This window comes from Agrobacterium sp. B1(2019), from assembly GCF_008274755.1.
In the GTDB taxonomy this organism is placed as follows: domain Bacteria; phylum Pseudomonadota; class Alphaproteobacteria; order Rhizobiales; family Rhizobiaceae; genus Agrobacterium; species Agrobacterium salinitolerans.
Genome location: NZ_VTPB01000004.1, coordinates 368,098 through 391,261 on the forward strand (window position 1 = coordinate 368,098; position 23,164 = coordinate 391,261).

General features: G+C 57.5%; 17 protein-coding genes. 15 read left to right on the forward strand and 2 right to left on the reverse strand.

Going from position 1 to position 23,164, the window contains the following annotated elements; translation table 11 throughout:
* The first annotated feature begins 404 nt into the window (after positions 1 to 404).
* The 5 genes from AGR1_RS25905 to AGR1_RS25925 all read left to right on the forward strand — a co-directional run bounded on the left by AGR1_RS25905 (position 405) and on the right by AGR1_RS25925 (position 6,124).
* Positions 405 to 998: a DUF6088 family protein gene (locus AGR1_RS25905; RefSeq protein WP_149148835.1), complete on the forward strand. Its 594-nt coding sequence runs from the start codon at positions 405 to 407 to the stop codon at positions 996 to 998.
* Positions 991 to 2,004 carry a nucleotidyl transferase AbiEii/AbiGii toxin family protein gene (locus tag AGR1_RS25910; RefSeq protein WP_149148836.1) on the forward strand — a complete coding sequence of 338 codons (1,014 nt, stop codon included), beginning with the start codon at positions 991 to 993 and terminating at the stop codon, positions 2,002 to 2,004. The genes AGR1_RS25905 and AGR1_RS25910 overlap by 8 nt, the downstream gene beginning before the upstream one ends.
* A 20-nt stretch (positions 2,005 to 2,024) precedes the next feature.
* Positions 2,025 to 3,401, forward strand: a complete 1,377-nt coding sequence (locus tag AGR1_RS25915; RefSeq protein ID WP_149148837.1) for a hypothetical protein — start codon at positions 2,025 to 2,027, stop codon at positions 3,399 to 3,401.
* Positions 3,402 to 3,699: 298 nt separating this feature from the next.
* Positions 3,700 to 5,055, forward strand: coding sequence for a phospholipase D family protein (locus tag AGR1_RS25920; RefSeq protein ID WP_210248758.1), 1,356 nt, complete (start codon positions 3,700 to 3,702; stop codon positions 5,053 to 5,055).
* A 58-nt stretch (positions 5,056 to 5,113) separates the two neighbouring features.
* Positions 5,114 to 6,124: an SMEK domain-containing protein gene (locus AGR1_RS25925; protein ID WP_149148838.1), complete on the forward strand. Its 1,011-nt coding sequence runs from the start codon at positions 5,114 to 5,116 to the stop codon at positions 6,122 to 6,124.
* A 339-nt stretch (positions 6,125 to 6,463) separates the two neighbouring features.
* Here the strand turns inward: AGR1_RS25925 and AGR1_RS25930 are convergent, their stop codons facing one another.
* Complete coding sequence (locus tag AGR1_RS25930; RefSeq protein ID WP_149148839.1) at positions 6,464 to 6,982, reverse strand: hypothetical protein; 519 nt, start codon at positions 6,980 to 6,982, stop codon at positions 6,464 to 6,466.
* 291 nt (positions 6,983 to 7,273) lie between these two features.
* On the opposite strand from AGR1_RS25930, the gene AGR1_RS25935 reads away from it, so the two are divergent.
* From AGR1_RS25935 to AGR1_RS25980, 10 genes are all read left to right on the forward strand, one after another.
* A complete protein-coding gene (locus tag AGR1_RS25935) occupies positions 7,274 to 7,438 on the forward strand; it encodes a ribbon-helix-helix protein, CopG family (protein ID WP_149148840.1) in 165 nt (54 codons plus the stop codon).
* The gene (locus AGR1_RS25940; RefSeq protein WP_149148841.1) at positions 7,435 to 8,934 is read left to right on the forward strand and encodes a DNA cytosine methyltransferase; all 1,500 of its coding nucleotides are present in this window, start codon (positions 7,435 to 7,437) and stop codon (positions 8,932 to 8,934) included. The genes AGR1_RS25935 and AGR1_RS25940 overlap by 4 nt, the downstream gene beginning before the upstream one ends.
* Entirely contained in the window at positions 8,903 to 10,600 is a 1,698-nt protein-coding gene (locus tag AGR1_RS25945; protein WP_149148842.1) for a hypothetical protein, read from the forward strand. The genes AGR1_RS25940 and AGR1_RS25945 overlap by 32 nt, the downstream gene beginning before the upstream one ends.
* Before the next feature lie 4 nt (positions 10,601 to 10,604).
* Positions 10,605 to 12,272: a DUF2357 domain-containing protein gene (locus AGR1_RS25950; RefSeq protein WP_149148843.1), complete on the forward strand. Its 1,668-nt coding sequence runs from the start codon at positions 10,605 to 10,607 to the stop codon at positions 12,270 to 12,272.
* Positions 12,272 to 12,724: a very short patch repair endonuclease gene (locus tag AGR1_RS25955; RefSeq protein ID WP_149148844.1), complete on the forward strand. Its 453-nt coding sequence runs from the start codon at positions 12,272 to 12,274 to the stop codon at positions 12,722 to 12,724. The genes AGR1_RS25950 and AGR1_RS25955 overlap by 1 nt, the downstream gene beginning before the upstream one ends.
* Before the next feature lie 260 nt (positions 12,725 to 12,984).
* A complete protein-coding gene (locus tag AGR1_RS25960) occupies positions 12,985 to 14,145 on the forward strand; it encodes a hypothetical protein (protein ID WP_149148845.1) in 1,161 nt (386 codons plus the stop codon).
* A gap of 235 nt (positions 14,146 to 14,380) precedes the next feature.
* Positions 14,381 to 16,804 carry an ABC-three component system protein gene (locus AGR1_RS25965; RefSeq protein WP_149148846.1) on the forward strand — a complete coding sequence of 808 codons (2,424 nt, stop codon included), beginning with the start codon at positions 14,381 to 14,383 and terminating at the stop codon, positions 16,802 to 16,804.
* Positions 16,797 to 17,438 (forward strand): ABC-three component system middle component 1, encoded by a 642-nt coding sequence (locus AGR1_RS25970; protein ID WP_149148847.1) that lies wholly within the window; start codon positions 16,797 to 16,799, stop codon positions 17,436 to 17,438. The genes AGR1_RS25965 and AGR1_RS25970 overlap by 8 nt, the downstream gene beginning before the upstream one ends.
* The gene (locus AGR1_RS25975; RefSeq protein WP_149148848.1) at positions 17,435 to 20,491 is read left to right on the forward strand and encodes an AAA family ATPase; all 3,057 of its coding nucleotides are present in this window, start codon (positions 17,435 to 17,437) and stop codon (positions 20,489 to 20,491) included. The genes AGR1_RS25970 and AGR1_RS25975 overlap by 4 nt, the downstream gene beginning before the upstream one ends.
* Positions 20,492 to 20,506: 15 nt before the next feature.
* A complete protein-coding gene (locus AGR1_RS25980; protein ID WP_149148849.1) occupies positions 20,507 to 21,799 on the forward strand; it encodes a restriction endonuclease in 1,293 nt (430 codons plus the stop codon).
* Positions 21,800 to 21,900: 101 nt separating this feature from the next.
* Here AGR1_RS25980 and AGR1_RS25985 read toward each other — a convergent pair whose 3' ends face one another.
* On the reverse strand, positions 21,901 to 23,040 hold the full coding sequence (locus tag AGR1_RS25985) for an RHE_PE00001 family protein (RefSeq protein WP_149148850.1): 1,140 nt from the start codon (positions 23,038 to 23,040) through the stop codon (positions 21,901 to 21,903).
* Positions 23,041 to 23,164 lie beyond the last annotated feature (124 nt).

Here is a 23,164-nt window from a genome sequence, read left to right on the forward strand (position 1 = left end):
CTCTGGGTCGGGTACTCGACCTTCTCCTTGCCTTTTCGCCGCCTCTTGTACAGATGCACCAAAGCCGGATTGGTCAGGGCCAGATGGCCGCCGGTACGAAGAGATCGTTAAAGATGCGAACTTCAGGCGCGGCAGCATCGCCATCTGGACGCGGCTTTCGATCTGGAACATTGCGAGCGTGTCGGCTTGCGTATTATCGCAGTTGCGTGATCTTTCTGCTGCGCATCGGCCCAGCATGTACTCATGCCCGATCGGATGGACGCAATTTCCCGCACTTGCCATTCTCAAATGGCCCGCCGCACGCGAAATCTGAACAGGGCCGGTCGAGGATGGCAAGAAGCACCCTGACTACCGGAGTTGTAAACTGTCAGAAAACCGCCTATATTTCTGACAGGAGATACGCCATGCAAAGACTGACTTCTCAAATTCTCAGCTACGCCGAGCACTTGCCGGAGGGAACAGCGCTGTCCGCAAAAGGCCTTTTGCATCTCGGAAATCGGGCCGCAGTAGACCAGGCTTTGTCGCGCCTGCATGAGCGTGGGGAGCTAATCAGGGCTGGGCGTGGTGTTTATCTGAAGGCCATCAAAAGCCGGTTCGGGACGAGGCCGCCGACGGTGGAGCAAGCGGTCGAGGCAGTCGCACATCAACGTGGCGAGGTAATTGTTTCGAATGGTGCGGCGGCAGCCAATGCGCTTGGACTCACCACGCAAGTTCCAGTCCGCTCCATCTACCTGACCTCCGGGCGCAGCCGGACCATGAATGTCGGAAGCCTGAAGGTTGAGCTCAAGCATGTCCCTCGCTGGCAGTTGTCCCTGGCCAACCGGCCGGCCGGCGTAGCTGTCCGCGCACTCGCCTGGCTGGGGCCGGAGCGAGCGGAAGAGGCACTCTTGAACATCAGGCGGAAGCTGGCTCCCGAGGCGTTCAACGAGCTTGTCGCTGCAGCACCACAGTTTCCGACCTGGCTCGCGCGAAGCGTCGGAAAGGTAGCGCATGGCTGATCAATTCCTCCAGCTCTCGGCCGAGGACAGGCGGGAAGTCCTTGCCATTGCGTCAGATCGACTGAAGCGTCCGGTCCATTTGCTCGAAAAGGACGTCTGGGTCGTCTGGGCGCTTCGAACGCTCTACGTCTCGTCGCTCGGCGAGAGCCTTGTTTTCAAGGGCGGGACTTCGCTCTCAAAGGCCTATGGCGCCATTCGACGGTTCTCCGAAGACGTCGACTTTACATACGACATCCGGGCGCTTGCCTCTGATCTTGTCGGGGAAAACGAAGAAGCACTCCCGAAAAACCGGAGCGAGGAAAAGCGCTGGTCAAGCGAGGTGCGCCGGCGACTGCCGACCTGGGTAGCGGAGACGGTTGCACCTCTCATTGCCGATCAACTCGAGAAGCAGTCACTTCCAGCAAAGATCCGCATCGAGGCTGACAGGCTCTACATCGACTACCAGGCCATCGGTGCGGGATCTGGCTATGTCGCGCCAAGCGTCATGCTGGAATTTGGAGCCCGCTCGACGGGTGAGCCGGCAAGCGTCCGGGACATCACGTGCGATGCCGCCGGCATCGTCGATGGAGTTGATTTTCTGACGGCAAACCCCAGGGTGATGCACGCCGAACGAACCTTCTCGGAAAAGGCAACTGCGATCCATGTCTTCTGCCTGCAGGAGCGGTTGCGGGGCGACCGCTTCTCGCGCCATTGGCACGACATCGTGCGCCTTGACGACATTGGCCTGTCGGACAGCGCGATTGCCGACCGCGAGCTAGCCAGCGCCGTCGCAAAGCACAAGTCGATGTTCTTCGCCGAGAAAGCCGCTGATCGATCGCCAATTGACTACGAGGCAGCCGTCAGCGGCAATCTCGTATTGACGCCCGTCGGCGAAGGTCGGGCAGCCCTCAAGGAAGACTACTCCAGGATGGTTGGCGACGGTCTCCTTCTCGATGACGCCGAGACGTTCGACGAATTGCTCGAACGGTGTGCTGCCATTTGCGGCAAGGCAAACGCTGCGGCCTGACGCTGTTTGGGGGGCCTCGGATGGCAAAGCGCGAACTGTCGAGAGAAGAGCTTTTCGCCTTGGTATGGGAACGCCCGGCTCGCGAGATTGCGAAGGAGCTCGGCATCTCAGACGTGGCAGTCGGAAAGCTTTGCGAGAAACTGCAGGTTCCAAAGCCTCCCCGTGGGTATTGGGCGCGCGTGGAAGCCGGCCAGACGCCGCGACGCCCGGCATTGAAAGCATTTCGGGAAGAGCTGGAAGCGAAACGGAAAGGTGCGCTACAAGCGCGCATTGCGGGACATTTCACGGAACTTCAATCGAAGTTTCTCGATGCAGCACTCGAGGAACTTCGCAAACGTGGCGTCGACTCTCTGGTCGAAACCACCCGCCTGAAGCATATCTCGAGCCTTGATCAGGATGTCGCCGCCCAGGTGCTGCTCTTGATCCAGGGGCAGGCACAGAAATGGGCAGAGAGCGGTCGGGTCGACGTCAAATGGGGGACGTCGGTCAGGACAAGCATCGCAAAGCTCGTCGAGCGATTGATGCCACTTGCCCGTCCGCAATTGCTGGCCTTCGAGACAGAAGGCAAGCGACATTCGTTTTCGGCTGCAGGTCCGATCGTATTCGTCAGGTGGACCGCAGAACTCCAGGCCAGGATAGCGACACTTGCGCGGATCGCGCGGGACCAGAATCTCAGCCATGTGGTCCAACCGCTGTCGGCCGCAGACCATGCATGGTCGAGCACGCATCTACACCAGCCGGAGTCAGATTTCATTTTGAACAGCTACCTATGCGTTTCGCCAGATGTTGCTTGGGTAGAGTGGTACCGGCGATCGTGGCGCGAGGATGACCCACCGGAACGACACTCGACGAGCAGAGTCAAGTTGCGTGACGTCATGCCGATCGACTTCCTGGATGGCGAAGTGGAGAAGGTACTGCCGCCGGGCATTTCCGAAGCAAAGGTCAAACCCTATCGCGCGCGTTTGCAGGCACTTGATGAGGCCGAGCGGATCTTCGAAATGCTCACCAACGCCGCTTACGCCCTGGACAGGTCTGTTCCAAACGAGACCTTGGCCATGGCGGACCGGATCTGGTTTGGATCCGAACGCCCGTTTCGGGCCGCCCGCGAAGCATTTGCCCATATTGAAACGGATCTGGAGCGCTGGGAGCAGCAAATCGAGGCCGAGCGATCGCAGCTGGCGCAAGCCGTTCTCGGCGTCAGGCCTGGCGACATCGTCACGTCGCACCAGCACGGCACGCTCACAAGGATTTCAGCGGAGTCGATTTCACTCTACTCTAGTGAGAACCACGTCACGTTCGTTGTCTCCGGCAGGCGCTTTCGCAAAGACGGGACCCTCGGCAAAATAACTGACACCATGAGTTTCACCTTCGATCGCGCCGTCGTAGATGACAAGTAGTCACCGGAACAGACGGTGAAACATCGTGGCTGTCCTAAGTCTCGCAGGCTCTTGAAAGGCTCATTAACCAGCGACCCACCAGCCCTCAAAATTAATCGCATGAAATATGAGACCCTGGTGATGTTTCGAAGCCCTCCTCGCCATCAATATCCGCGACATCAGTAAAAAGGTCGCATCGCTCTCGGATCCCAAAGGTCAAATGCGCGAGACTAAGGCCACTTACCGAAGAAATTGATCCCGCATCTCCACTTGGTGGTGTAGAGGATGCCAACCAATGGAGCGAGCGGAGGGGTCAGCATTGGAAATTCTGCTGAATGGCATCAACGGAAATTATCCACGCAACATTCTCCTGAAGGCTCTTGAGAGTACGGAGCGGGTCGATGCAGCAGTCGCCTACGCGACTGAAAACGATCTTTTGTTCAACTGGTGCTGGGACAACAAAATTCCACTTCGGTACTGGGGGCGATTCGATGCAGATGTTCCCGTCAGTATCCCGGTGCTGACCCCGTTTCTGGCTCGTAAGTCCGGAAACTACGTCTGCAAGCTGGTACGGTCGTTTCATCCAAAAGTCATTTGGTGGCGCGGATTTGGCGCCTATATCGGATCGGCAAACCTGACGCAGCCCGCTTGGTGGGGCAATGTGGAAGCAGGTGTCTTCATTTCGGATGATGAACTTTCGGAGAGAGGACATGATCTCCAGCTGGAGGCCATGTTCGAGGAGATAGACCGCCACGCGGCGCCGCTGACTGATGAACTCTATAAGCTGCTGGTTGCCCGAAACAACGAGTTGACGCGCCGCAAGCAGAGCAACCGGACAGCTGACGAGACTTTTCTGAAATCGACGCTTGTCCCCTTCTGGGAGGGCTTGGCAAAGATCAGCTCCCGGTCCGCTCACGAGACGCGTCGGCAAGCCTTCCTCGACGAGTGGCATAGCACCTTGCAGATCATTCGAAACATCGGCGCAAAGATTTCGACCGACAAGAACCGACCTTCATGGGTCGACAAGTCGGCGCCGCTTGGCGCTCACGCGGACCAGTTCCTTCACGCGCATTACTACCAGCGAACATTTGACCGCGGTCGCGCCGACTATGAGACCCACTTTACGCGAAACCGGAAAGACACGGATGCCGCCGAACAGGAAGCGATCAGTTGGTGGCGAACTTTGAAGTCCACGCAGTCTGAGCAGACCATGCTGAACGAAACTGCGCCGTTTCTGCGCGCAGCGTTCTCGGAGTCGCGTCTGCCCAAGCTTACTGAAGACGAATTTGTGCAAGTCCTGTCATGCATACATGCTGCCAGGGAGTATGCCCGCCGGGCACCAAACAGATTTGTTGGACTATCCGATGGGAAAAGCTACAAGGTCCCGCAAAAGATCGAGGCTTTAGCGCGGTATGTGTACAACTCGCCCTCTCGTGGCGGTCCCTCGGTTCTCGCGACGTTGCAATACGTGCTCCATGACGGCAATCCGGCCCAGGTCCCCCATCGCCTTTGGGACGCGATGCACGATCCGAAGCGCAAAATTGAACTGATCGGGATCAGCACAATCGGCGAGATCGTCGGGTGGGCACTTCCGGACATGTATCCTCCGCGAAACGGTCGAACCAGCAAGGCGCTGCGCTCGCTTGGCCACAACGTGACTGTTCACGTCGGCTGAGCCGTATCCAGGCTCGTTCATCACATTCTTCGATATCGGCTTACTTCAGGAGCAAATAATGATCACCAGAGGTCATCTCATTGGTCAGGTCGTCGACGACCTGACGGGCATAGCGGCGCAGGCAAAGCAGCGCGCCAACCTCCACCTTTTTGACCTGAACACCTACATCGAGGATTTTGCGAAGGAGGTCCTGAACAGGGTCCTTGATCTTGGTCTGATAAACCTCAACTCGGAAACTGCAAACAATCCTGGCCTCGACCTCGGGGATTTGAAAAAGGGCTGGGCGTTTCAGATTACCGGCGACAAGTCGCTGAAGAAGGTCAAATACACACTTGAAAAGATCGACGCTGCCCAGCGTGCAAAATACCCTCACATCCGTATCCTGGTTATCGGCGAGAAGCAGGGATCATATACGCTTACCGGTGAACCCTATGCGAGCTTCGCTTTCACCGAGGACATGATCTGGGATTTCGACGACGTCTGCTCGAGGCTGATGTCCATGCCGATCGACACGCTCAAGGATCTTGCCGACTATGTCTCTCGCGAAACGCGTCGCGTTCGTATCGAACTAGAGATTCCAGATGATGAGGGTGTCTTCCCGACGAGCATCGATAAGCTGGTCGAAGCATTGCCTAAGCCGCAATTGACCGATGCCGCCAGGATAAACGCGTATATCGATTCAGAGAATATATTTCTGGACGACGATGTCGCGCTCGCCGTCATTACCGAGATGAGCCGGCGTCTTTCGTTACTTCCAAGATTGACCAGAGAGGTCTTCAAGCTTCTGATTGAGCGCCGAGATGACCGGATGTCGCACGACGTCTTCCGCATCAGCGAACCCAAGCTACGGCGCATATATCAGGGCGGCGATCTCGATGGCGACCTGGCTTTGCTTGTCGATGCAGGCCTGATCGACTGGAACGAGCCCGATGACTATGGACGTCCACCTTACTACCGCATCCTTCTCCCAGGAGATGACGGATTTTGTAGCGTGTTCGTTGATTTCGCGCGTGAGAAGGGCATCGACTTACGCAAGCCACTGGTGACCTTAGATTTTTCCGATTTTTAGTTGACCTGCAGAAGCCCCTCCGGGATGATCGCTATAAAGTGAAAACTTCCCGGCCGGCAGATGCGGGTGATAGGCGTTCCAGAGAGCATCGGAGGTTTCAGTATAGCGACTGATATGTCCGCGAAAGCTGGAATTCTCGACACGGTTCAGCCGGAAAACGCACAGCCGCCGGAGCACTACATCACGACGCTACCGCAGAAAGAGATCGACTGCGCCCGGAGGCATCGGTCCGCCTGCGGTGTTGGACCTTATGGTCGCCCGCAATAACCGGTATCCATTGTTCATTCAGCTCCTTCCATCGTCCTGCGGCCTCTGTATAATCCACGAGAGAGCGCAGCTCTATGAACCTGTCGGTCCGCGGGGCATGATCTGCGTTGCGCGGGCAAGCGTTTTTGCCGCAAGGCCGACATACCATGCATTCATCCGTCTGTCCCAGCTTCGGACCTCACAGAACGTCTTCCAGTCGAATTCGTAGAGCGCAACCAACTGCCAGTCGGCGTCAATGCGGACGACAATCAGGTACTCAAACAGCTGTTTGTCCGGATCCTCCCGGTCAGGATAAACGGTCCCGGTTTTACGGGAATCAAGCACACCTTTGATCGAATAGCGATCGCCGCGCCTGGATAGCGCATCAACGTTCTGCGTGCCTGTCGGGGCAGGCTGCAAGTTAGGGCGGCCCGGCGTAGCGTTATACGTGGCGATCGCGAGGCTTTCCGCGACCTGGCCGACATTCAAGGCCAGACCGCGTTTCTTGAGCTCCGCCGCGACGCGGGCGCGCAGACGAAGCAGGTCGAGATCACTGAGGCAGGCCAGCTCATCAGAAAGCTCCCCCATTTGAACCGGCACGGTTTCGTTCATGAAATTCCTCCTCTGTCTACATCTCGAAAGTCTGGTCAAAGCCAACGGCTTTTTTCAAGATGCGAAACCCGGATTCTGCCGCTCTTCAAATACATATTCGGGACGGCCCAAGAATCGGCGTTGCGGAGCTGATCGATGTTCGCTATATGTTCCAGTTCAAAATAGCAGTCCACAGGATTTGAGTGACGTCATGATGCAATATGCACCACTTTGGCATAGGTTCGGCGATGTCTGCACCCGGTATGATTCATGCAAGCTCCAGCTCATAAGAAAACCGTCAGAACGTCCGTAATGCTTCCGGAAGCGGTTCATAACCGCATCCAGTCGCTTGCAGATGCCAGTGATGTTTCCGCCGCGTGGGTTATCCGCGCGGCAGTCATGCAGTTTCTTGCGGAGCACGGTGAAGAGACGAACCTCCCGCTGCGTCTTCCTAGACCGAAAGAGGATGTGAGATGAGTGCGGAAACGATTCGCCAGAAAATCGCCCGACTACAGGCCGGTGGCAAGCCGCGACTTCTGGACCTCTTCGCCGGATGCGGTGGCCTTTCACTCGGCTTCCACTCGATGGGCTTTTCAGTTCGTGCTGCCGTTGAGTTCGACCCGGACGCTGCGCGTTCCCATGGTCTGAATTTCCACGGGGGTGACCCGCGGCACAGCAAGGCGCGCGACATCATCAATACACATCCTGAGGACCTCGCTGCAGAGCTCGGGCTGGGACCGGTCCAGGATGCGTTCGACATTCTCGTTGGCGGCCCTCCATGTCAGGCATTCGCACGTGTCGGCCGCCCGAAGCTTCGAGAGATCGATGCTCACCCGCAGGCTTTTCGTCACGATCCGCGAGCCCGTCTTTATCAGGAATACCTGCGATACGTGGACGCGTTCAAGCCGCTGGCCGTCGTGGTGGAAAACGTACCGGACGTCCTGAATCACGGCGGACAGAACATCGCTGAAGAGATTTGCGAGGTTCTGGAAGATAAGGGTTACGTCTGCGGCTACACACTGCTGAATGCGGCGTTCTACGGCGTGCCGCAGATGCGCGAACGTATGTTCCTGATTGCCTACCGTCGCGAAGTCTCGGAGAAGATTTTATTCCCTGACCCGACAAACTGGCTGGTCCTTCCTCCGGGCTATGAGGGATCCCGGGCAGTTGCGCTCAAGGTGCTTAACGGCCACCTTTCGTCAGCGCATGACTATCTGGAACCCCCCTCCGCGGTCCCCTCGCTCCCTCCAGCAGTCACTGTGGAACAGGCGATCGGAGATCTGCCCCGTATTGATGCCCGCAGCAAACTTGCCTCGGGTGAACTTCGGCGCGGCGCCCGACGCATGGATGAGACGATCCCATATGACCGGCGACAGAAAATTTCGGCATACGCGAAACTTATGAGGTCTTGGCCAGGCTTTGAAGCGCCGCAAGACGGGTTGCGCGACCACGTCATCCGCTACCTGCCCAGAGACTACCCTCTGTTTGCTCGTCTTAACCCAGGCGACCAGTATCCGCAGGCCTGGCAGCATGCGATGAACATGTTCAACGAAAAACTGGCTGATCTCAAGAAGGCCGGGAAGCATATCGTCGAAGGTTCGCCCGAATATGACAGCCTGAGGGACGCGATCGTTCCACCCTACGACGCGTCAAAGTTTCCGAACAAGTGGCGCAAGATGTGGAGCGATCAGCCGGCCCGCACCCTGATGGCTCATCTGGGCAAGGACAGCTACAGCCATATTCATTATGACAGCGAACAGGCACGTACGATCTCGGTACGCGAAGCCGCCAGATTGCAGTCGTTCCCGGACGGCTTTGTCTTCAGCGGTACTATGAACCCGAGCTTCAAGCAGATTGGAAATGCCGTACCTCCTCTGATGGCAAGAACACTTGCTGCGCGGATCATGGAGACGTTGTGTCCGAGCCAGAAAGAGAGCCTTGATGGATATCCGAGAGCGGCAGCAGCAGTATAAGGACGCAGTTCAGGCCTTTCCGGGCATGACAAAAGGCACACGCGTCGCCGACGCCTTCGGTGTTTCGAACAGCGCCAAGATTGTCGGCGGGGCGCTGTTTGCCTTTAACGTCAATCTCGCATCCTACAGCGCGGCATATGACCAGATTGCAGTCCATTGCCTGCTTCGCTTTCCTCCGGAAGACGAGATCTATTTCACGATCTTCGTGAAGTCCGATCTTCCGGTGCTCGAAGCCCGGCTTGAAGAGATGCGTGCCTCCGGCAGCTCGAAGCCAAGGAACTCCGGGCAGAAAATCGTTGCCGATGAGGACGAGCCTGTCGAGGAGAGCACCGCAAACGAAGAGTCGGTCGCTGCCGCGGCCCCTGACACTCTGGATTACACTGACAACAACAAGAATGTGAAAGGCTACATTGCCAGCGATGGGCGTCTTTATCTGCGCAATAAAGGGTATTGGGATACGATGCCAGCTGATCTCTCAACGATCAGCAAGCCTGTCGCAATTGATCGGATCGTCTTTGCCATATGGCCGCCAGCAGCATCTGCCAGCAGGGGCCTGATGGCTCGCGAACTGATCGGCTATCTGGGCAACCTGATCGGACGCGAGAAAATCCACGAGTTGCGCGTGTGGGCTGACATGGACGCCGTCAGCGCCGACATGCAGCGCATGCCGGCAAGTCTGTCTCTAAAGCAGATCGAAGACGCAATCGCCGCGGCGGGTGGCCACTATCCCGATGGAGAAATCTCACGCTTCCACGGCGCCATGAATTTCCTGTCCGCCAAGCATTTCGTCATCCTGTCCGGGTTGTCGGGCACAGGGAAAACCCGCCTGGCTATCCAATATGCCCATGCCGTCCACGGCCTATCTGGAACGAACAGCCGGGATCCTTTTCTGTTCATATGCCCGGTGAGGCCGGAGTGGACGGATCCGACGGGGCTGACCGGATATTACGATGTGCTTTCGAACCGGTATATGATCCCCCCGTTCCTTGAGGCGGTTCTGCTGGCGACTGCGCATCGGGATTCCCCGGTATTCGTCGTGCTTGACGAAATGAACCTAGCCCGAGTTGAATACTATCTTTCCGACGTCCTCTCTGCGGTGGAAAGTGGCGAGAAAATACGCCTTCATTCCAGCGGCGTGCCGCTGGAAGGCTCAAATGGCACGCCGGTTCCTGCCGCGCTTGAACTCCCGTCGAATCTCTACATTGCCGGCACAATCAACGTCGATGAGACGACCAATCCTGTCAGCGACAAGGTACTGGACCGGGCTATCGTAATCGACATGTCCAGTGTTGATCTCCCGGGCTTTTTTGATGGCCTTGTGAAACGTGAACCCACCCTGACCCATGCGCGAGCAGCCTGCGAGGAAGTTCTTAGTCAGACGAGGACAATCCTTGCAGCGCACGGATTGGGATTCGGCTACCGTGTTGCTGAGGAGGTCGTGCGCTACCATGCCTTCGCGGAAAAGCACCTGAACCCGGCGCCGAAATCAGTTATCGACGACCTGATGGTTCAGAAGGTTCTGGTGAAGCTGCGCGGCGGAGAGCGCCAGCGTCCGATGCTGGCGGGACTCACAAAAGCTCTTGCAGGCCTTCCGCGCTCTCAGAACTTCCTTGCGAAGCTTCTTTCGGATCTGGACGAGTACGGGGCCTTCCAGGCGGGCAGGTAGCCAGATGGAAGCCCTGCTCATCAGAGACGAGAAAACGGGCGCTGAATGGCGCGTGTGGCCCGATCCAGAGGTCATACCGGGTGGATCGATCCATGAAACCGGCTCCTACCTCTTCGAACTCACCGGAGCTGAGCACGCAGACACAGCGGATCTCCTGATTGACGACGTCAGACTGGAGGCTTTGCGCGCTCCGGCGCACGATTCCGCGCGCTGGCGATGGCCGCCCGGTTTCCAGGCCGGGCTCGTGGAAGCTGAGCTTCGTCTTTCCGGTCGCTCACCTCGCCGCTTCGAGATCACGACAGATCCTGATCTGCGCAAACTGACTCGAGACGATTTCGATGCGATGGTTCGCGAAATCCTCGACGATACGTTTGCCCTTTTTTCATTGAGCAGCTTCAGAAAAGGGATCGCAAGAGGAAACGGCGCCCGCCCACCGGCGATAGCACGACTGGAATTCCTTCGCTCGCGCATCGAGGAACTTGAGATAGTGGTCGCTGCAATAGCGCGCAGTCCGAGACGGATTCTGAAGGCGCAGGATCGGAATGTCGCGCACTATCAAGCCACGCGCGCAACCGGCCCCGAAATCTTACGATCCTTCCAATCGGGACCGGTTCTGAGAGAGACGACGAATACGACGCGCCTGCCGGCCGCGCTGAAAGGTTTTCTTCCAGCTCAGATTCGTATCCGCGAGAGGCAGAGTTCTCTTGATCTTCCGGAACACCGGCAGATGGCAGCCTGTCTTCGCGCCTGGACGGCATGGCTGACGGTAGCGGCCGACCAACTGGACAAAAGTAGCCGCGATCGTGACATTGAGGTCAGCAGGGAAGCGAGCGCCTGGGCTAGGCGCTGCAGGCGTCTTGCAGGACGGCTCAGCCAGCTCGGGACGTCTGCACCATTCGTTGAGGCGGGAGACGCTCCTCCGCGTCTGACACTTTCGGCTCTGTTTCGGAACGACCCGTCCTATCGCCGCTTTTATCGGCTCTGGCAGGACATGAATCTCGGTATCGCTGCAATCTTCGGCGACTTCCTGAACCTGCCGCTGGCGCGAACCTTCGAGCTGTACGAACTCTGGTGTTTTCTACGGCTCGTGCGGGCCGCGACGCTGGAATTCGAAGACGAGAGCGTCGCAGTTCAGGATCTCTTCATCACCGATGCGTCGGGAGGGCTGACTCTTGCAGCCGGCGCGGTCACCGTATCTGTCGGCGACAGCTGGCAGCTCTGCTTCCAGAAACAATACCGCGAATTCTGGCTTGAGCCGGATCGGCGCGGATCTTACAGCCGGACGATGACGCCGGACATCGTTGCCGCTCGAAACGCGTCGGCTGAAGGCGGCCGGGGCAGGATGATCGTTCTCGATGCCAAATACAGGGTCGCTGACGGGCTGAATGATGCGTTGACCTCAATTCACACCTATCGCGACGCGCTGGTTCAGGAGGCCGAAGCTGGAGACGTTAAAGGAATCGTCAGCGCTGCCTATCTGCTCACGCCTGATATGCCGGCCGTCGGAAGCACTTACCGCTCCACGGCAATGCCCGGCCGGCTGTTTCATCCGGAGTATCGGGCCGGCTTCCGCTTCGGAGCAATGACTTTGAAGCCAGGCATGGCTATGTCAGATCTGACCTCAGCTCTCCGACTGATCATTGCCGACGCTACATCAGAGGAGCCTGCATAATGGATGTTCTGACGAAGGAACAACGCCGTCTGAACATGAGCCGCATCCGCGGTCGGGACACAAAACCTGAATTGCTGCTCCGCAGGAGGCTCCATGCAAGAGGCTACCGCTTCAGAGTGAATGTGACCAGTCTCCCCGGCCGCCCGGATATCGTTTTTCCAAAATACAGAGCCGTCATTCAGGTTAACGGATGCTTCTGGCACGGCCACGACTGTCATCTGTTCAGGATGCCCGCCTCGCGTCAGGAATTCTGGGCGGAGAAAATTTCTGCAAATCGTGCACGCGATGAGCGGACGGATCAGGCCCTGAGAGACGCTGGATGGAGAGTTCTCACTGTCTGGGAATGCTCGCTGAAAGGCGTGAAACGACGGCCGCTGGACGAAGTTGTCACTCGCTGCGAGGAGTTTATTCGGGACGCCACGAAGGAGGAGGCCACTATCATGTCAAGATAGAGGATCCGAGCTTACGAGCCAACTAGTCCCTTGAATTGCCCAGACCCTTGAACTGGAATAGCTAAATAGATCGTTGAGCGCGCTGAAACGTTGAGTCAGCAGATTGCCACCGAGATTGATCGCAACGGTCGAAAGCTATCCGGCATGCAAAAGAAGCGGCCCACGAATTGAGTGATCCTGATTAGTGAGACATTCTCAACAAGCGAAGGCAGGTGCGATTTTATAACAGCAGCCTCCCCCCTATACAGAGCAGCAACAGAATGATCATCCGAGATTTGTATCCCCTTTCCCCACCAGAAAACTGGCAAACCTTTGAAGATCTCTGCCTTCATCTTTGGAAGGCGACATGGCGAGACAAAGATGGCCAGAAAAATGGTCGGCAAGGTCAACCCCAACATGGCGTAGATGTTTATGGGACGGATCGCGCGGGTCTCCAGTGCGGTATCCAATGCAAAGGGAAGGCCGCCTATCCCGGAAAATTGTTGACGCCCAAGATTGTCCAGACCGAGGTTACGAAGGCGCTCAGATTTACGCCGCCTTTAGACCGGTATGGCATTGCGACGACGGGGGTGCGGACCGCGGAAACTCAGCAAGTTGCCCGAGAGATCACCAAGCGACACGGTCGCTCAGGGAAATTTTCCGTGCATGTGTATTCTTGGGAGGAGATACGCGATCTCCTGTACGAAAATCCGAGCGTTATTCGAAAATTTTTTCCCGCTTACTTTTCGGCGGACGGATTGAGTAGACTCGAACAACGTGCTGAAAACTCTTATCGTGTCGACCTGTTCGGGTACGACCCGATCCAAGACATATCGCAAGTTATCGACAGCCTAAGCAAAGTTGCCCCCGCAACGGAACGCGTTTGGCGCGTTCTCCAAAGCCTCCTAGTCGAAGTTGCGGTAAATGCATTCGATCACGGAAATGCGTCGAAAGCATTCGTCGAACTTGAAAATGCAACGCTGACCTATACGGACGACGGCACTGCTTTTGATCCCTTGTCTACGGAAGCTCGCCAAGGCTCCGGCTTGAAATATGTTAGGCACGCGCGTGACTTATTAGCAGGGTACGTTGACATGTTCTACGGCCGTAAGGGAGATAGAAATTATTTAAAAATCACCTTCAGCGACCACGCGTACCAGAAGATTAAAAGCCAAACGTACTATTATGCGCCTTCTATACGTTTTCCGGGCAGAGACTACATTGAGCAAACCCTGAAAATTCCTAAAGATGCCGTGGAAATCACAATTAGCTTGAGCTCAGAGCCAGCAATAGCGGGAAGCACCGCGGTTGGAGTTCTCGAAGCTATACAAAGACAAACTGACGAAACTCAGTCGGTCACATTGATTGCCCAGCCACACATAATTTCGTTTCTGAAAAGGCTCGATTTCCCGAAATATATAAATCTAGTTGAATCTGGTTAAATTGGTAGGGACCGAATCTTCGTGTTGTGAACACGGCATACTCCAATCTTATTTCGTAACAACTGCGGATTAGCTCGGGCAAGCAGTGACAGATTAAGATCGCGCTTACGCAATATCTCGTTATAGTCATTTTTCAACCAGGGGGAGATTGTGATCACATGAGAGATGGGTCTGGTCACCCAAGCGGGCCAATAAGCTCTTCAAGTAGGTCGTCACCATTACGGCGCGGGCATCAATGACAGCAGACGAGATAATTGCGGAAGCGCTCATCCCCGGGACGCATAGCGTGTTCGTCCTTGGCAGCTTTGAAAGGCGGGTTACCGTCTATGCCCAGCAGGTTCGGGCCCTCAACCTTGTGGATGCGATCTTGTCGCGTGGCCTTCTTCAGGACGCTGGCAGCGTAGCTATCGTGGGTGGGGGCGCAGCTGGCATCACTGCAGCGGTTGCGCTCGCGCGGGCGGCCCCCAACCTCAAGACCCTCGACCTTTTCGAACGCCGTTCAAACGTGCTGGACCTGCAGCATCACAGCAGCCGCTACCTACACCCGCATTTTTATGACTGGCCCAACGCCGGCTCGGACAATCCGGATGCAGGACTGCCATTGATGAATTGGACAGCTGGCTCCGCTGGAGAAGTCGCCGCTGCCCTGCGAGCGCAATTCGACGAGGCTCGCCGCTCGTCTATTTTGTCGTTCCAGCCTGACCTGGGCGTCACCGGTTTGCGTCCGAGCACCACAAGCACAGTGCGCGTTTTCGTGCCCGGCACATCTGCCTTGGGTAAGATCTATGACATCGTCATTCTGGCGATTGGCTTCGGACTCGAAGCATTTCTTAACGGGGACACACCCTCCTATTGGTTGCCATCGCAGATGTCGGCTGCATTGCTGACCGATCAACAGGACCCGCTCGTTTTCGTGTCGGGCAATGGCGACGGCGGATTGGTTGATTTCCTTATGGCCGCATTCAATGCGATGGAACATCGGGCCATCTGCGAGCTCATCCTTGGCCTCGATCTCGGACCGGCGCGAGTGGCGTTAGAGCTGATCGAACAGGAGGCATGGGCGGTCGGCGGCGGCGAACTCGATCTCCTTGATCTCTATCGCGAACGCGTCCTTCCCTTGGTGCCACAAGCGGTATGGCAAACAATCATCAACAATTTGCGTCCACATGCGCGGATCCAGCTTCATACCAATGAAGCACATTTACTCAGACGCACAACCGCGCTCCACAACCGACTTGCGGTGTTTCTCGTGATCGAGGCCGATCACTCGATCGGTCGTCACCTTGTTGAGATTACCACTGATACTCCTTTTTCCGGCGCCGTTCCCGTTAGTGGAGAGATCACGCTGGAAGGTTCGGCGCCGTTCACGCCCTATCGCCGGTTTCTTCGGTTAGGGCCGGATTCTCAACCAAATCTCGCACCCTTCGATGCAATTCTCTCTAACTTTCCCAACAGAACGCGAGTGTCAGCGACGCGGCCGGAGTCGCCGCAATTAACCCCGGCGGCGCGCGCACGTTTCGAGGCTGCCGCCGCAGCGGCAGCCGGGGCACCGGCCCCTCCTCTGGCGGCAGCACCAGCAGTGGCTGGCGACACGAACCATCTTTTACTTCGTGGAAATGCAGGCATTGTCGAATGGCTAGGCGAAATTTCGCCGAGCGAGGCTGAACGATATTGGGTGAACGGACGGCCGCTGGTGGTGCATACGGAACTTTCGGCAGCGGATGCTGGTCCTTTAGTTGCAGCCCTTGCGCGGATCGGAGCCCATGTCTCCAATTTCGTTATCCATGCTCGAGACGCCCATGGCTGGCGAGGGGCGATGAACAAACTTTGCGCGGCACGGGAGCTGCCCGGTCCCGACCTCGCAGCGCCATGCGTCGTCCACGACTGGGCTGATCCGCCTCAGCTCGACACTCATGCATCGGTTGCATCATTTCTCTTGGCCGAAACGGTACATGCTGCACTGGATGACGAAATGCTTCGGCAGTTGCGAGGAGCGCTCCACGACATACTTGGCCCGGCGGCAGTCGAGATGGGCTGGCCGATCGACGCAACCTTAAAGACGCGGCTCTGGGCGCAGTGGGAGATATGGCATGGCGCTCTTGTCGCCGATGCGACAACGCGGCGGCGGTTCCTGCTGCTGCTGGCAACCGAACAGGACTACGCCAACCTTCGCGATGAGCTGCTCGTACGAGTTGGACCCAAGATCCTCCGGCCGTTTCTCACCAAGCCGGCGTTGTTTGGACTGACGTTCGCGGTGTGCTCGGGGCACGCTCTCGCACCATCCGGGGGACCGCCGGGGAATGTGGCTGCGCAAGGAATCACTGGACACGCGTGCGGCGTTGGGTGGATCGGCGGCCGTGATCTTGGCGCTTCTCGCGTGATGCGCCAGACCTGGTCAACAGGTGTCGTCTTGCTTGCCCAGCTTAAGGACGCGTTTCAGCTCATCGAGGGTGAACGTAGGTTTGACCGAACGGCGGGCGACCCGCCAAAGGTCGGAACAACAGCACTCGCGGAGGAGCCTTTGGTGATTGGAGCGGACGAGATCTTCCTAACCGCTCTGGAGGCGGGCGAGGAAAGTGTCCGGGACTATCTTCAATCTATTTTCACGTCGCGGTCCGAAGCGGCACGCGCTGGGCTTGAGGAAGTAGCACATGGCTGAAATTCCAAAATTCGCAAGTCTCCTGCTACGATCCGCTGAGCATATTGGGGGACAGGTCTCGGATGCTGCCGTTGAGTTGGTCGGGAGCCGCTTCAATTCGGAGGTTCTCAGCGAGGCCGTATCCCGCACGTCGATCACGCGGCATGACAACGACCTGCCCAAGTTGGTATGTGGCGCGCGGATTGATGACATTCCGGTGCTGATCGGTGAACTGTCGGGAACCGCGCTGCGGGCGAACATCGAGCCGCAGCTTCGACGCTATCGCAATCAAGCCATGATCGCCCGGTCTTGGCTGGCTTCCGAAGCCCCTAACCTCCAGATGTTCCTAATCGGACCGGAAGGTGCTTTTAGCAAACCGGAATGGCGACAGCTGGCCGCGGAGATCGAAGCTGACGATCGCACATGCAGAAAGCTGATCTGGCTCTACGACCAGCCGCCCACGGAGGTTGAAGCCGAGCTGTTCTTGAACCGGACGTTCGTTGCACGACCCTGGCCAACAGCGCAGCAGCAAGTGCTGCTGGACGCGGTCGCAAGTTATGCGCTCCCGGATGGATGGGAAGAGGCAGTCGACGACAAAAGCCTCGATTTTGACGAGCTCGTGGAGACGCTGATCGAACTGGAGGCGAATGCATGAGTGAGATCTTCCTGCGGAGCGTTGAACTCTCGAATTTTCGTGTCTACGGCGAGAGTTATGCCTTTGAATTTCCCGAAGGTCCTGGCGTCACACTCATTAGCGGCGCCAATGGCTTAGGCAAGACAAGTTTCTTCGACGCTGTGGAATGGGCGCTAACCAGCCAGGTCGGCCGTTTCTCAGATATTCCCAGTGACGCGAGACGCAAAGGTCGAGATCCTCTAACCCGTATCGGTGCACCTGAGAACAGCCACCGAGTGAGTCTCGCCTTCTCTGAAGGTACACCTATTGACCGCGGTGCGGGCTTTTTGCCATCGGAAGGCTCGATCGAGATGCTCCTCAAGCGGCCAAACTGGCCAGAGATCGGCAACTTGCACGGCTACCTGTCGATCACGCACTTTCTCGGTCAGGCCTCGACCCGACGCTTTTCCTTGCGCGATCCGAAAAGCCAGTGGGAGGCGCTAAAGGGGCCGGCGGGCGTCGATCGGATTAATATATTAAGAGAGCGCGTAAGCGGCCACGGTGCGCGTCAAGCATTTACCCGCGCCATTCGCGAGCGCGCCCAAAGTCTCGAGTCAGCTTCTGCATTGCTGGATCTCTGGCGAACTCTGCTCGATGAACGCGACCGGCTCGCGCGGCTGTCCAGCTCCGAACGATCCTTTACGCCCAAGCAGGTTTTGGAAACGGTTGAGCGGCTTGCGCAGCAATTCCTCCCGCTTGTTTCCAGCGCCCGCTGGCGTCCAGTCAATGTCGGCGACGAACCAGAAAGCGCACTGAACCAACTTGCGGCATTGTTTGAAGATGGAAGATTGGCAAACGAAGCGGCCAGAAGTCGCGCCGCCGAGCTTGAACGATTGTGCGCTGATTATCTCGGTGCCGGTGAACAGACCACACAAAAATCGAGATTGGCACAAGAAATCACCGATCGACGCATCATCCTTGTCGAACAACACACGGGTTCGGAGTTAGCTCTGGCTGCCGCCGCGAGCGCGGTTGTCCGTAGCGAACAACGCGCCGCCCAAATCCAGGCGCGGGCCGCAACACTTGCGCGCGTATCACACGCGATGGATCAGTTGAATCGGAGTGTCGCAGACTTTGCGGAGGCCGTGCGACAACGTGATGCATCGAAGATAGAAACCGAACAAGCGGAAGCTCGTTTGGCGACCTGTCAAACCCAAATCGATGCCGCGAGCGCGTTGCGTGGAGAAAGGAACAGGATCTCCGGTCAGCTTGAATCGGCCAGAGTGCGCGCCTTGTTATCCGCAACGCTGCGAACCGTGCGGACTGAAATTCAGCGGCTGGTAACGATGGCAGACACGCTTGACGAGCCTGCTTTGCGCGACAGGCGGATGAAATTGTCGGCGGAGCGTATCTCCATTTCGGACGAGATCGCTCGCCTAGTCGTAGAATTGGAGAACCATGATGCGCGAGCTCAAACGCTCGCAGAGGCAGTTGCCCGTATAGCCCACCAATTATCGCACGACGACATCAGTTGCCCAGTTTGCGCAACGCCTTTCGAAGTCGGGCAGCTAAAGGCGTTAGCAGTTGCGAATGCGGCAAAAGACACGGCGCCCGCGGCCGAGCTCGGCAATGCCCTGGCGGCGGGAAAGGTGCACCAGGAGGAACTGAACCGCCAGCTAGCCGCAGTTGACCGCGGGCTTGCGGAACATGCACAGATCGTTACCGCTCTTGCAGCTGAGCGCAGTCGTGAGGCAGGCTTGGTACAACAGCTCGTGGAAGCTGGAGGAGCCGCGGATACGCATTATGACGACAGCGCCGTGACTGCGCTTCGCGCCAGTCTCGATGCGGTCGACCAGCAAATTTCGGAGCGACCGTCTCAGGAGACCCTCGATGCAGCCCTTGCTGAAGCGCAGGCTGCCATTGATGCCGAACGCGTTAAGCGCGTCAGCCTGGAGCGCATGCTGGCGAATGCCTCCTCAGAACTGGAAGCCGCGCGCTCGCTTCTGACCCAACACCCGGAACTCTGGTCCACAACTGGCGGCCTGCTCGTCTCTCTGGCGCAGGAGGAGGCAAGCGCGCAGAGCGAAGCTCTTGCGATCGGTGAGCAGCTTCAGAGCGATAAGAAGTTGCTGGATGAAGCGCGTGTTACACGTGACACTGTAGCGGCGGCGATCAGTCGCGAAGACGCGACCTTGGCAACGATCAATGCGGAATTGGATAAGCTGGCTGAGGCACGCAGGGAGCTTGTTCGCCGCTGGACCCAGCTTGGTCAGACAGGCGACCCCGACAGGGCTCGCGTGGCGCAACTCCGGTCTCAGATCACGGAACGGCAATCGCGGGCGGAAACGATTGCGAGCGCACATGCGGACCTCATTAATGGTCTTCGCACCTGGCAAAACGATCAGCGGCTGCAGGATCGTGAGCGCGCAATTATAGCCACGATTAACGAGAAGCAAGTGGCGACGGAAGCCGAAGCGACTGAGCGGCTGCAAGCCGATGTATCGCAGGCACAGGTGCAATTGGACCTTGCCCAACGCGCGCGCGATCGGATGGAGGACGTCGGCGCCAAGATGCAGAGCCGAGCCGAAGAATTTGCAGACGACGTCCTCAAGCCGCTCAACGACACGATCCAGCGCTTCTCGCGTACGCTAATGACTTGGTCGGATTCGTCGATCATCTACCGCGCCGAGCACCACGCCACTCGATCGGAACTGCGCCCGGCCATCATCCACACGGACACGGACGGGACGACGAGCCAGCTCGAAATAAACCCAAATTACTTCTTTAGCGAAGGCCAGCTCTCAGCTTTGAGCGTTAGCGCGCTGCTTGCCGCCAGCACGACATTTTCATGGTCTCGCTGGCGCGGCCTGCTGCTAGACGATCCCCTCCAGCACAACGATATCATTCATGCGAGTGCTTTCATGGACCTGTTGCGGCAAATGGTAAGAGAGCTTGGCTACCAGGTGATCCTCTCGACGCATGATAGTTCGGAAGCCGAATTTCTAGCGCGTAAATGCCGCAGCGCCGGAATTCCCTTTCAGGTTCATGAGTTGTTGCCACGAGGCGACGCCGGGCTTGTCTCGGCCGTCGCCTAGCCTGGAGAAAAGCCCTTGTCGAGTGATGATGACGAAAAGGGCTGGGTCCTACCGAGCCAAATTCCCTTTGATGAATTGAAAGGCTATGCGCTGGAAGAATGTCTGTTCTGGCTCATAGATGGGATGGGCGCGAGGGATATTGCGTGGCGGTTGGGCGGTGTTGGCTCTGGCGCTGCCGATGGAGGTCGGGACCTTGAGGCCCGCTTCTACGTACCGGACGTTGATGGACAGATGATCGCGCGTCGGTGGTGGGTCGAATGCAAAGGACGCACAGGGACACTTGAGGCCGACGCTGTAAAGGTCGCGTGTAACAATGTCGTCGGCGACGGTAATGTCGATTGCCTCGTCATCGCTACCAACACGACATTTACTAACCCGACGCGAGACTGGGTAGAGAAGTGGCAGGAACGATTTCCACGTCCGCAAATATTACTGTGGGATCGAACCTCGCTGGAACGGATGTTAAGCCAGCAACCTGCCACTGTGCTACGCCTTTTCGAGGGCGGTTTAAGTTCATCGGGATATGTGCGCGCGCTCCGTGATCGCTTTTGGAACTTGCTTGAATATAGCTCAATCGAGCGGCTGAAGCGCGTCTGGATCGAGCGTGACCATCTCGACCTCGGGGTGATGGAGCGATTCGCGCTGATCGCCAATGAATTTGCACATGGGAGCATCGACGAGCGACCCTGGGCAGGCGCTTGCAAGCCCGAAGAGGTGTTACAAACCTTCCAGTACGGCATGTTCAATCTAGTTTATCTGTATACGCGGATCATGAAGACCGGCGTTGATCAGGGTCCTGTCGTCAGAACGTTGGCTTATCTCCTGCTCGCCACAGTACGCGACTTTCATCCGGACCTGATCCTAGAAATATTCAAGGTCACGCTAAGAACCGATAACGACGAGCCCATGCCGATTGAGGGCGTCGAATTTTTCGTGATGCCAATCCTCGACAGCCTGCGAAGTGATTTGCAACTCGTCTGCAGCAGCGACTGTGGCCGATTCTCCCGAGACGATAGCCTGAAGTACTGGGAGGACTGTGATCCGTTTCAAAGCTATTGGTCGAGATTCGGGACACGCGGGAAATCGCCCAAAAGCGGTGATGGCGCTTATCACCGCCTCGAGCGTACAACCGAACCGTGCCGAATTGGTTTCGACATAGGCGACGGTGGAGGATGTCCGCTCTATCAGGTGCAGCCAGAAGTCGGGGCCCTCGACATCTTCCTCAGCAAAATTGCCCATGTCGTTAGAGCCAGGGCACCAGGCCGGCGCAACCGGCGTGAGCGCCCTGGAGCCGAGGATAGATCTTGAACCGATATCAAAGACTGACTTCCAATCTTCGGCTTATCACTGAATGAAGTGCTGCTCCCTTCAACCAAGTCCCGCGCCATAAATTGCCGTGTGCAGAGTCCTCAGATAATTCCCCACGCCCGAAACCTCCCCCTCCCCGTCATCTCTCTGAGGCCCAGCTCCAAAACGATCCGCCGCGCCGCCTGCGGCGTGACGTCGAGCGTCTTTGCCACCATGCCGGCTGACACGAGCGGTCTCGCCATCACCAGATCGACCAGTTCCGGCAGCTTTGAAGACGTCCGCCGCCCTTCGAGTTTCCGCTCGAACATCGTGCGCGCCAACGCCAACCGGTCATGCTCCTTCATGCCGATCTCGGCGGCCGCCAAAAACCCGTGGGCAATGGCGAGCAGCCGCGTCTGCCGGTCGCGATGCCGGCGCCGATCGACAGGAATGGTTTTCAGGCCGAGGTTGATGGCAGCGAGATGCGCGCCTGTCGTGATACCTGCCTGGCGCAGGATCGCCACGGCCAGCAACCGGCCAAGCCACGGGGCGTGCTGCAGCACCGCCAGCTCATTCCAGGCATCGAGGGCAACGATCGCCTGCAGCACCGCCGGCAATTTTTCGGCCTGGCGTAACACGTCGCGCCATTCGTCGAGCCGCGCGTCTTCGTCCCAATCAAGATCATAGACGAGAGGGTCTCGTTCGCCGGTATCAGTGCGGCCAGGCCGCGTTGCGTTTTCGATCGCGGCCTCCGATCGGGCAAGTACCGCATCGATGGCAGCATAGTCGACGGCGGGAAGATCTTTGCCACCGTCACCTTCCTCCCCCTCCCCTTCCGCGTGGATCGCGGCCGCTAGCCAAATAACTTCGGCCGTCGTCGCCACGTCCCCGCCGCCCGACCCGATCTCCGAGGTTTTCCGCAACGAGCGGATACCGTCCGCAGAGAGCGCCCAATCCAGGGATTGGCCAGCGATCCGCCGACGCGTGCGCAGCACATCGCGGGCGATTGTCAGTTCATGGGTGGGGGTGCGGATATCGCGGGTGGCGTCGTGGAGGACGAGGTCTTCGAGATGAACGAGTTCGCCGTCGATCCATAACGAAGCGCAGGCGTCGGCGAAATTTTGACGCTCGAGAAAGCCAGCGCCGACGGGCGAGCGGGCAATGCGCTCATCGAAACGGGTCAGGGCGACCGCCGCGTTAAAAGCGGGCGCAACCAAGTTTGAAATGCTGATTTTCGATAGATCGTAAGCCATTGATATTATGGTAAACGATCTTTTAAAGGAACTCTATATCAATATTGCGGTTCGCCACATGGTATGATTGTCGGTTGGCTCTATAACCATCGATAAGTATCCCTTATCGATGGTAGTTGATTTCGCGGCGCAA

What these genes read in the sequence shown, in the direction of transcription:
- AGR1_RS25905 (WP_149148835.1), top strand. Translation starts at nt 405, where the DNA reads ATGCAAAGACTGACTTCTCAAATTCTCAGCTACGCCGAGCACTTGCCG.
- AGR1_RS25910 (WP_149148836.1), top strand. Translation starts at nt 991, where the DNA reads ATGGCTGATCAATTCCTCCAGCTCTCGGCCGAGGACAGGCGGGAAGTC.
- AGR1_RS25915 (WP_149148837.1), top strand. Translation starts at nt 2,025, where the DNA reads ATGGCAAAGCGCGAACTGTCGAGAGAAGAGCTTTTCGCCTTGGTATGG.
- AGR1_RS25925 (WP_149148838.1), top strand. Translation starts at nt 5,114, where the DNA reads ATGATCACCAGAGGTCATCTCATTGGTCAGGTCGTCGACGACCTGACG.
- AGR1_RS25930 (WP_149148839.1), bottom strand. Translation starts at nt 6,982, where the DNA reads ATGAACGAAACCGTGCCGGTTCAAATGGGGGAGCTTTCTGATGAGCTG.
- AGR1_RS25935 (WP_149148840.1), top strand. Translation starts at nt 7,274, where the DNA reads ATGCTTCCGGAAGCGGTTCATAACCGCATCCAGTCGCTTGCAGATGCC.
- AGR1_RS25940 (WP_149148841.1), top strand. Translation starts at nt 7,435, where the DNA reads ATGAGTGCGGAAACGATTCGCCAGAAAATCGCCCGACTACAGGCCGGT.
- AGR1_RS25945 (WP_149148842.1), top strand. Translation starts at nt 8,903, where the DNA reads ATGGATATCCGAGAGCGGCAGCAGCAGTATAAGGACGCAGTTCAGGCC.
- AGR1_RS25950 (WP_149148843.1), top strand. Translation starts at nt 10,605, where the DNA reads ATGGAAGCCCTGCTCATCAGAGACGAGAAAACGGGCGCTGAATGGCGC.
- AGR1_RS25955 (WP_149148844.1), top strand. Translation starts at nt 12,272, where the DNA reads ATGGATGTTCTGACGAAGGAACAACGCCGTCTGAACATGAGCCGCATC.
- AGR1_RS25960 (WP_149148845.1), top strand. Translation starts at nt 12,985, where the DNA reads ATGATCATCCGAGATTTGTATCCCCTTTCCCCACCAGAAAACTGGCAA.
- AGR1_RS25965 (WP_149148846.1), top strand. Translation starts at nt 14,381, where the DNA reads ATGACAGCAGACGAGATAATTGCGGAAGCGCTCATCCCCGGGACGCAT.
- AGR1_RS25970 (WP_149148847.1), top strand. Translation starts at nt 16,797, where the DNA reads ATGGCTGAAATTCCAAAATTCGCAAGTCTCCTGCTACGATCCGCTGAG.
- AGR1_RS25975 (WP_149148848.1), top strand. Translation starts at nt 17,435, where the DNA reads ATGAGTGAGATCTTCCTGCGGAGCGTTGAACTCTCGAATTTTCGTGTC.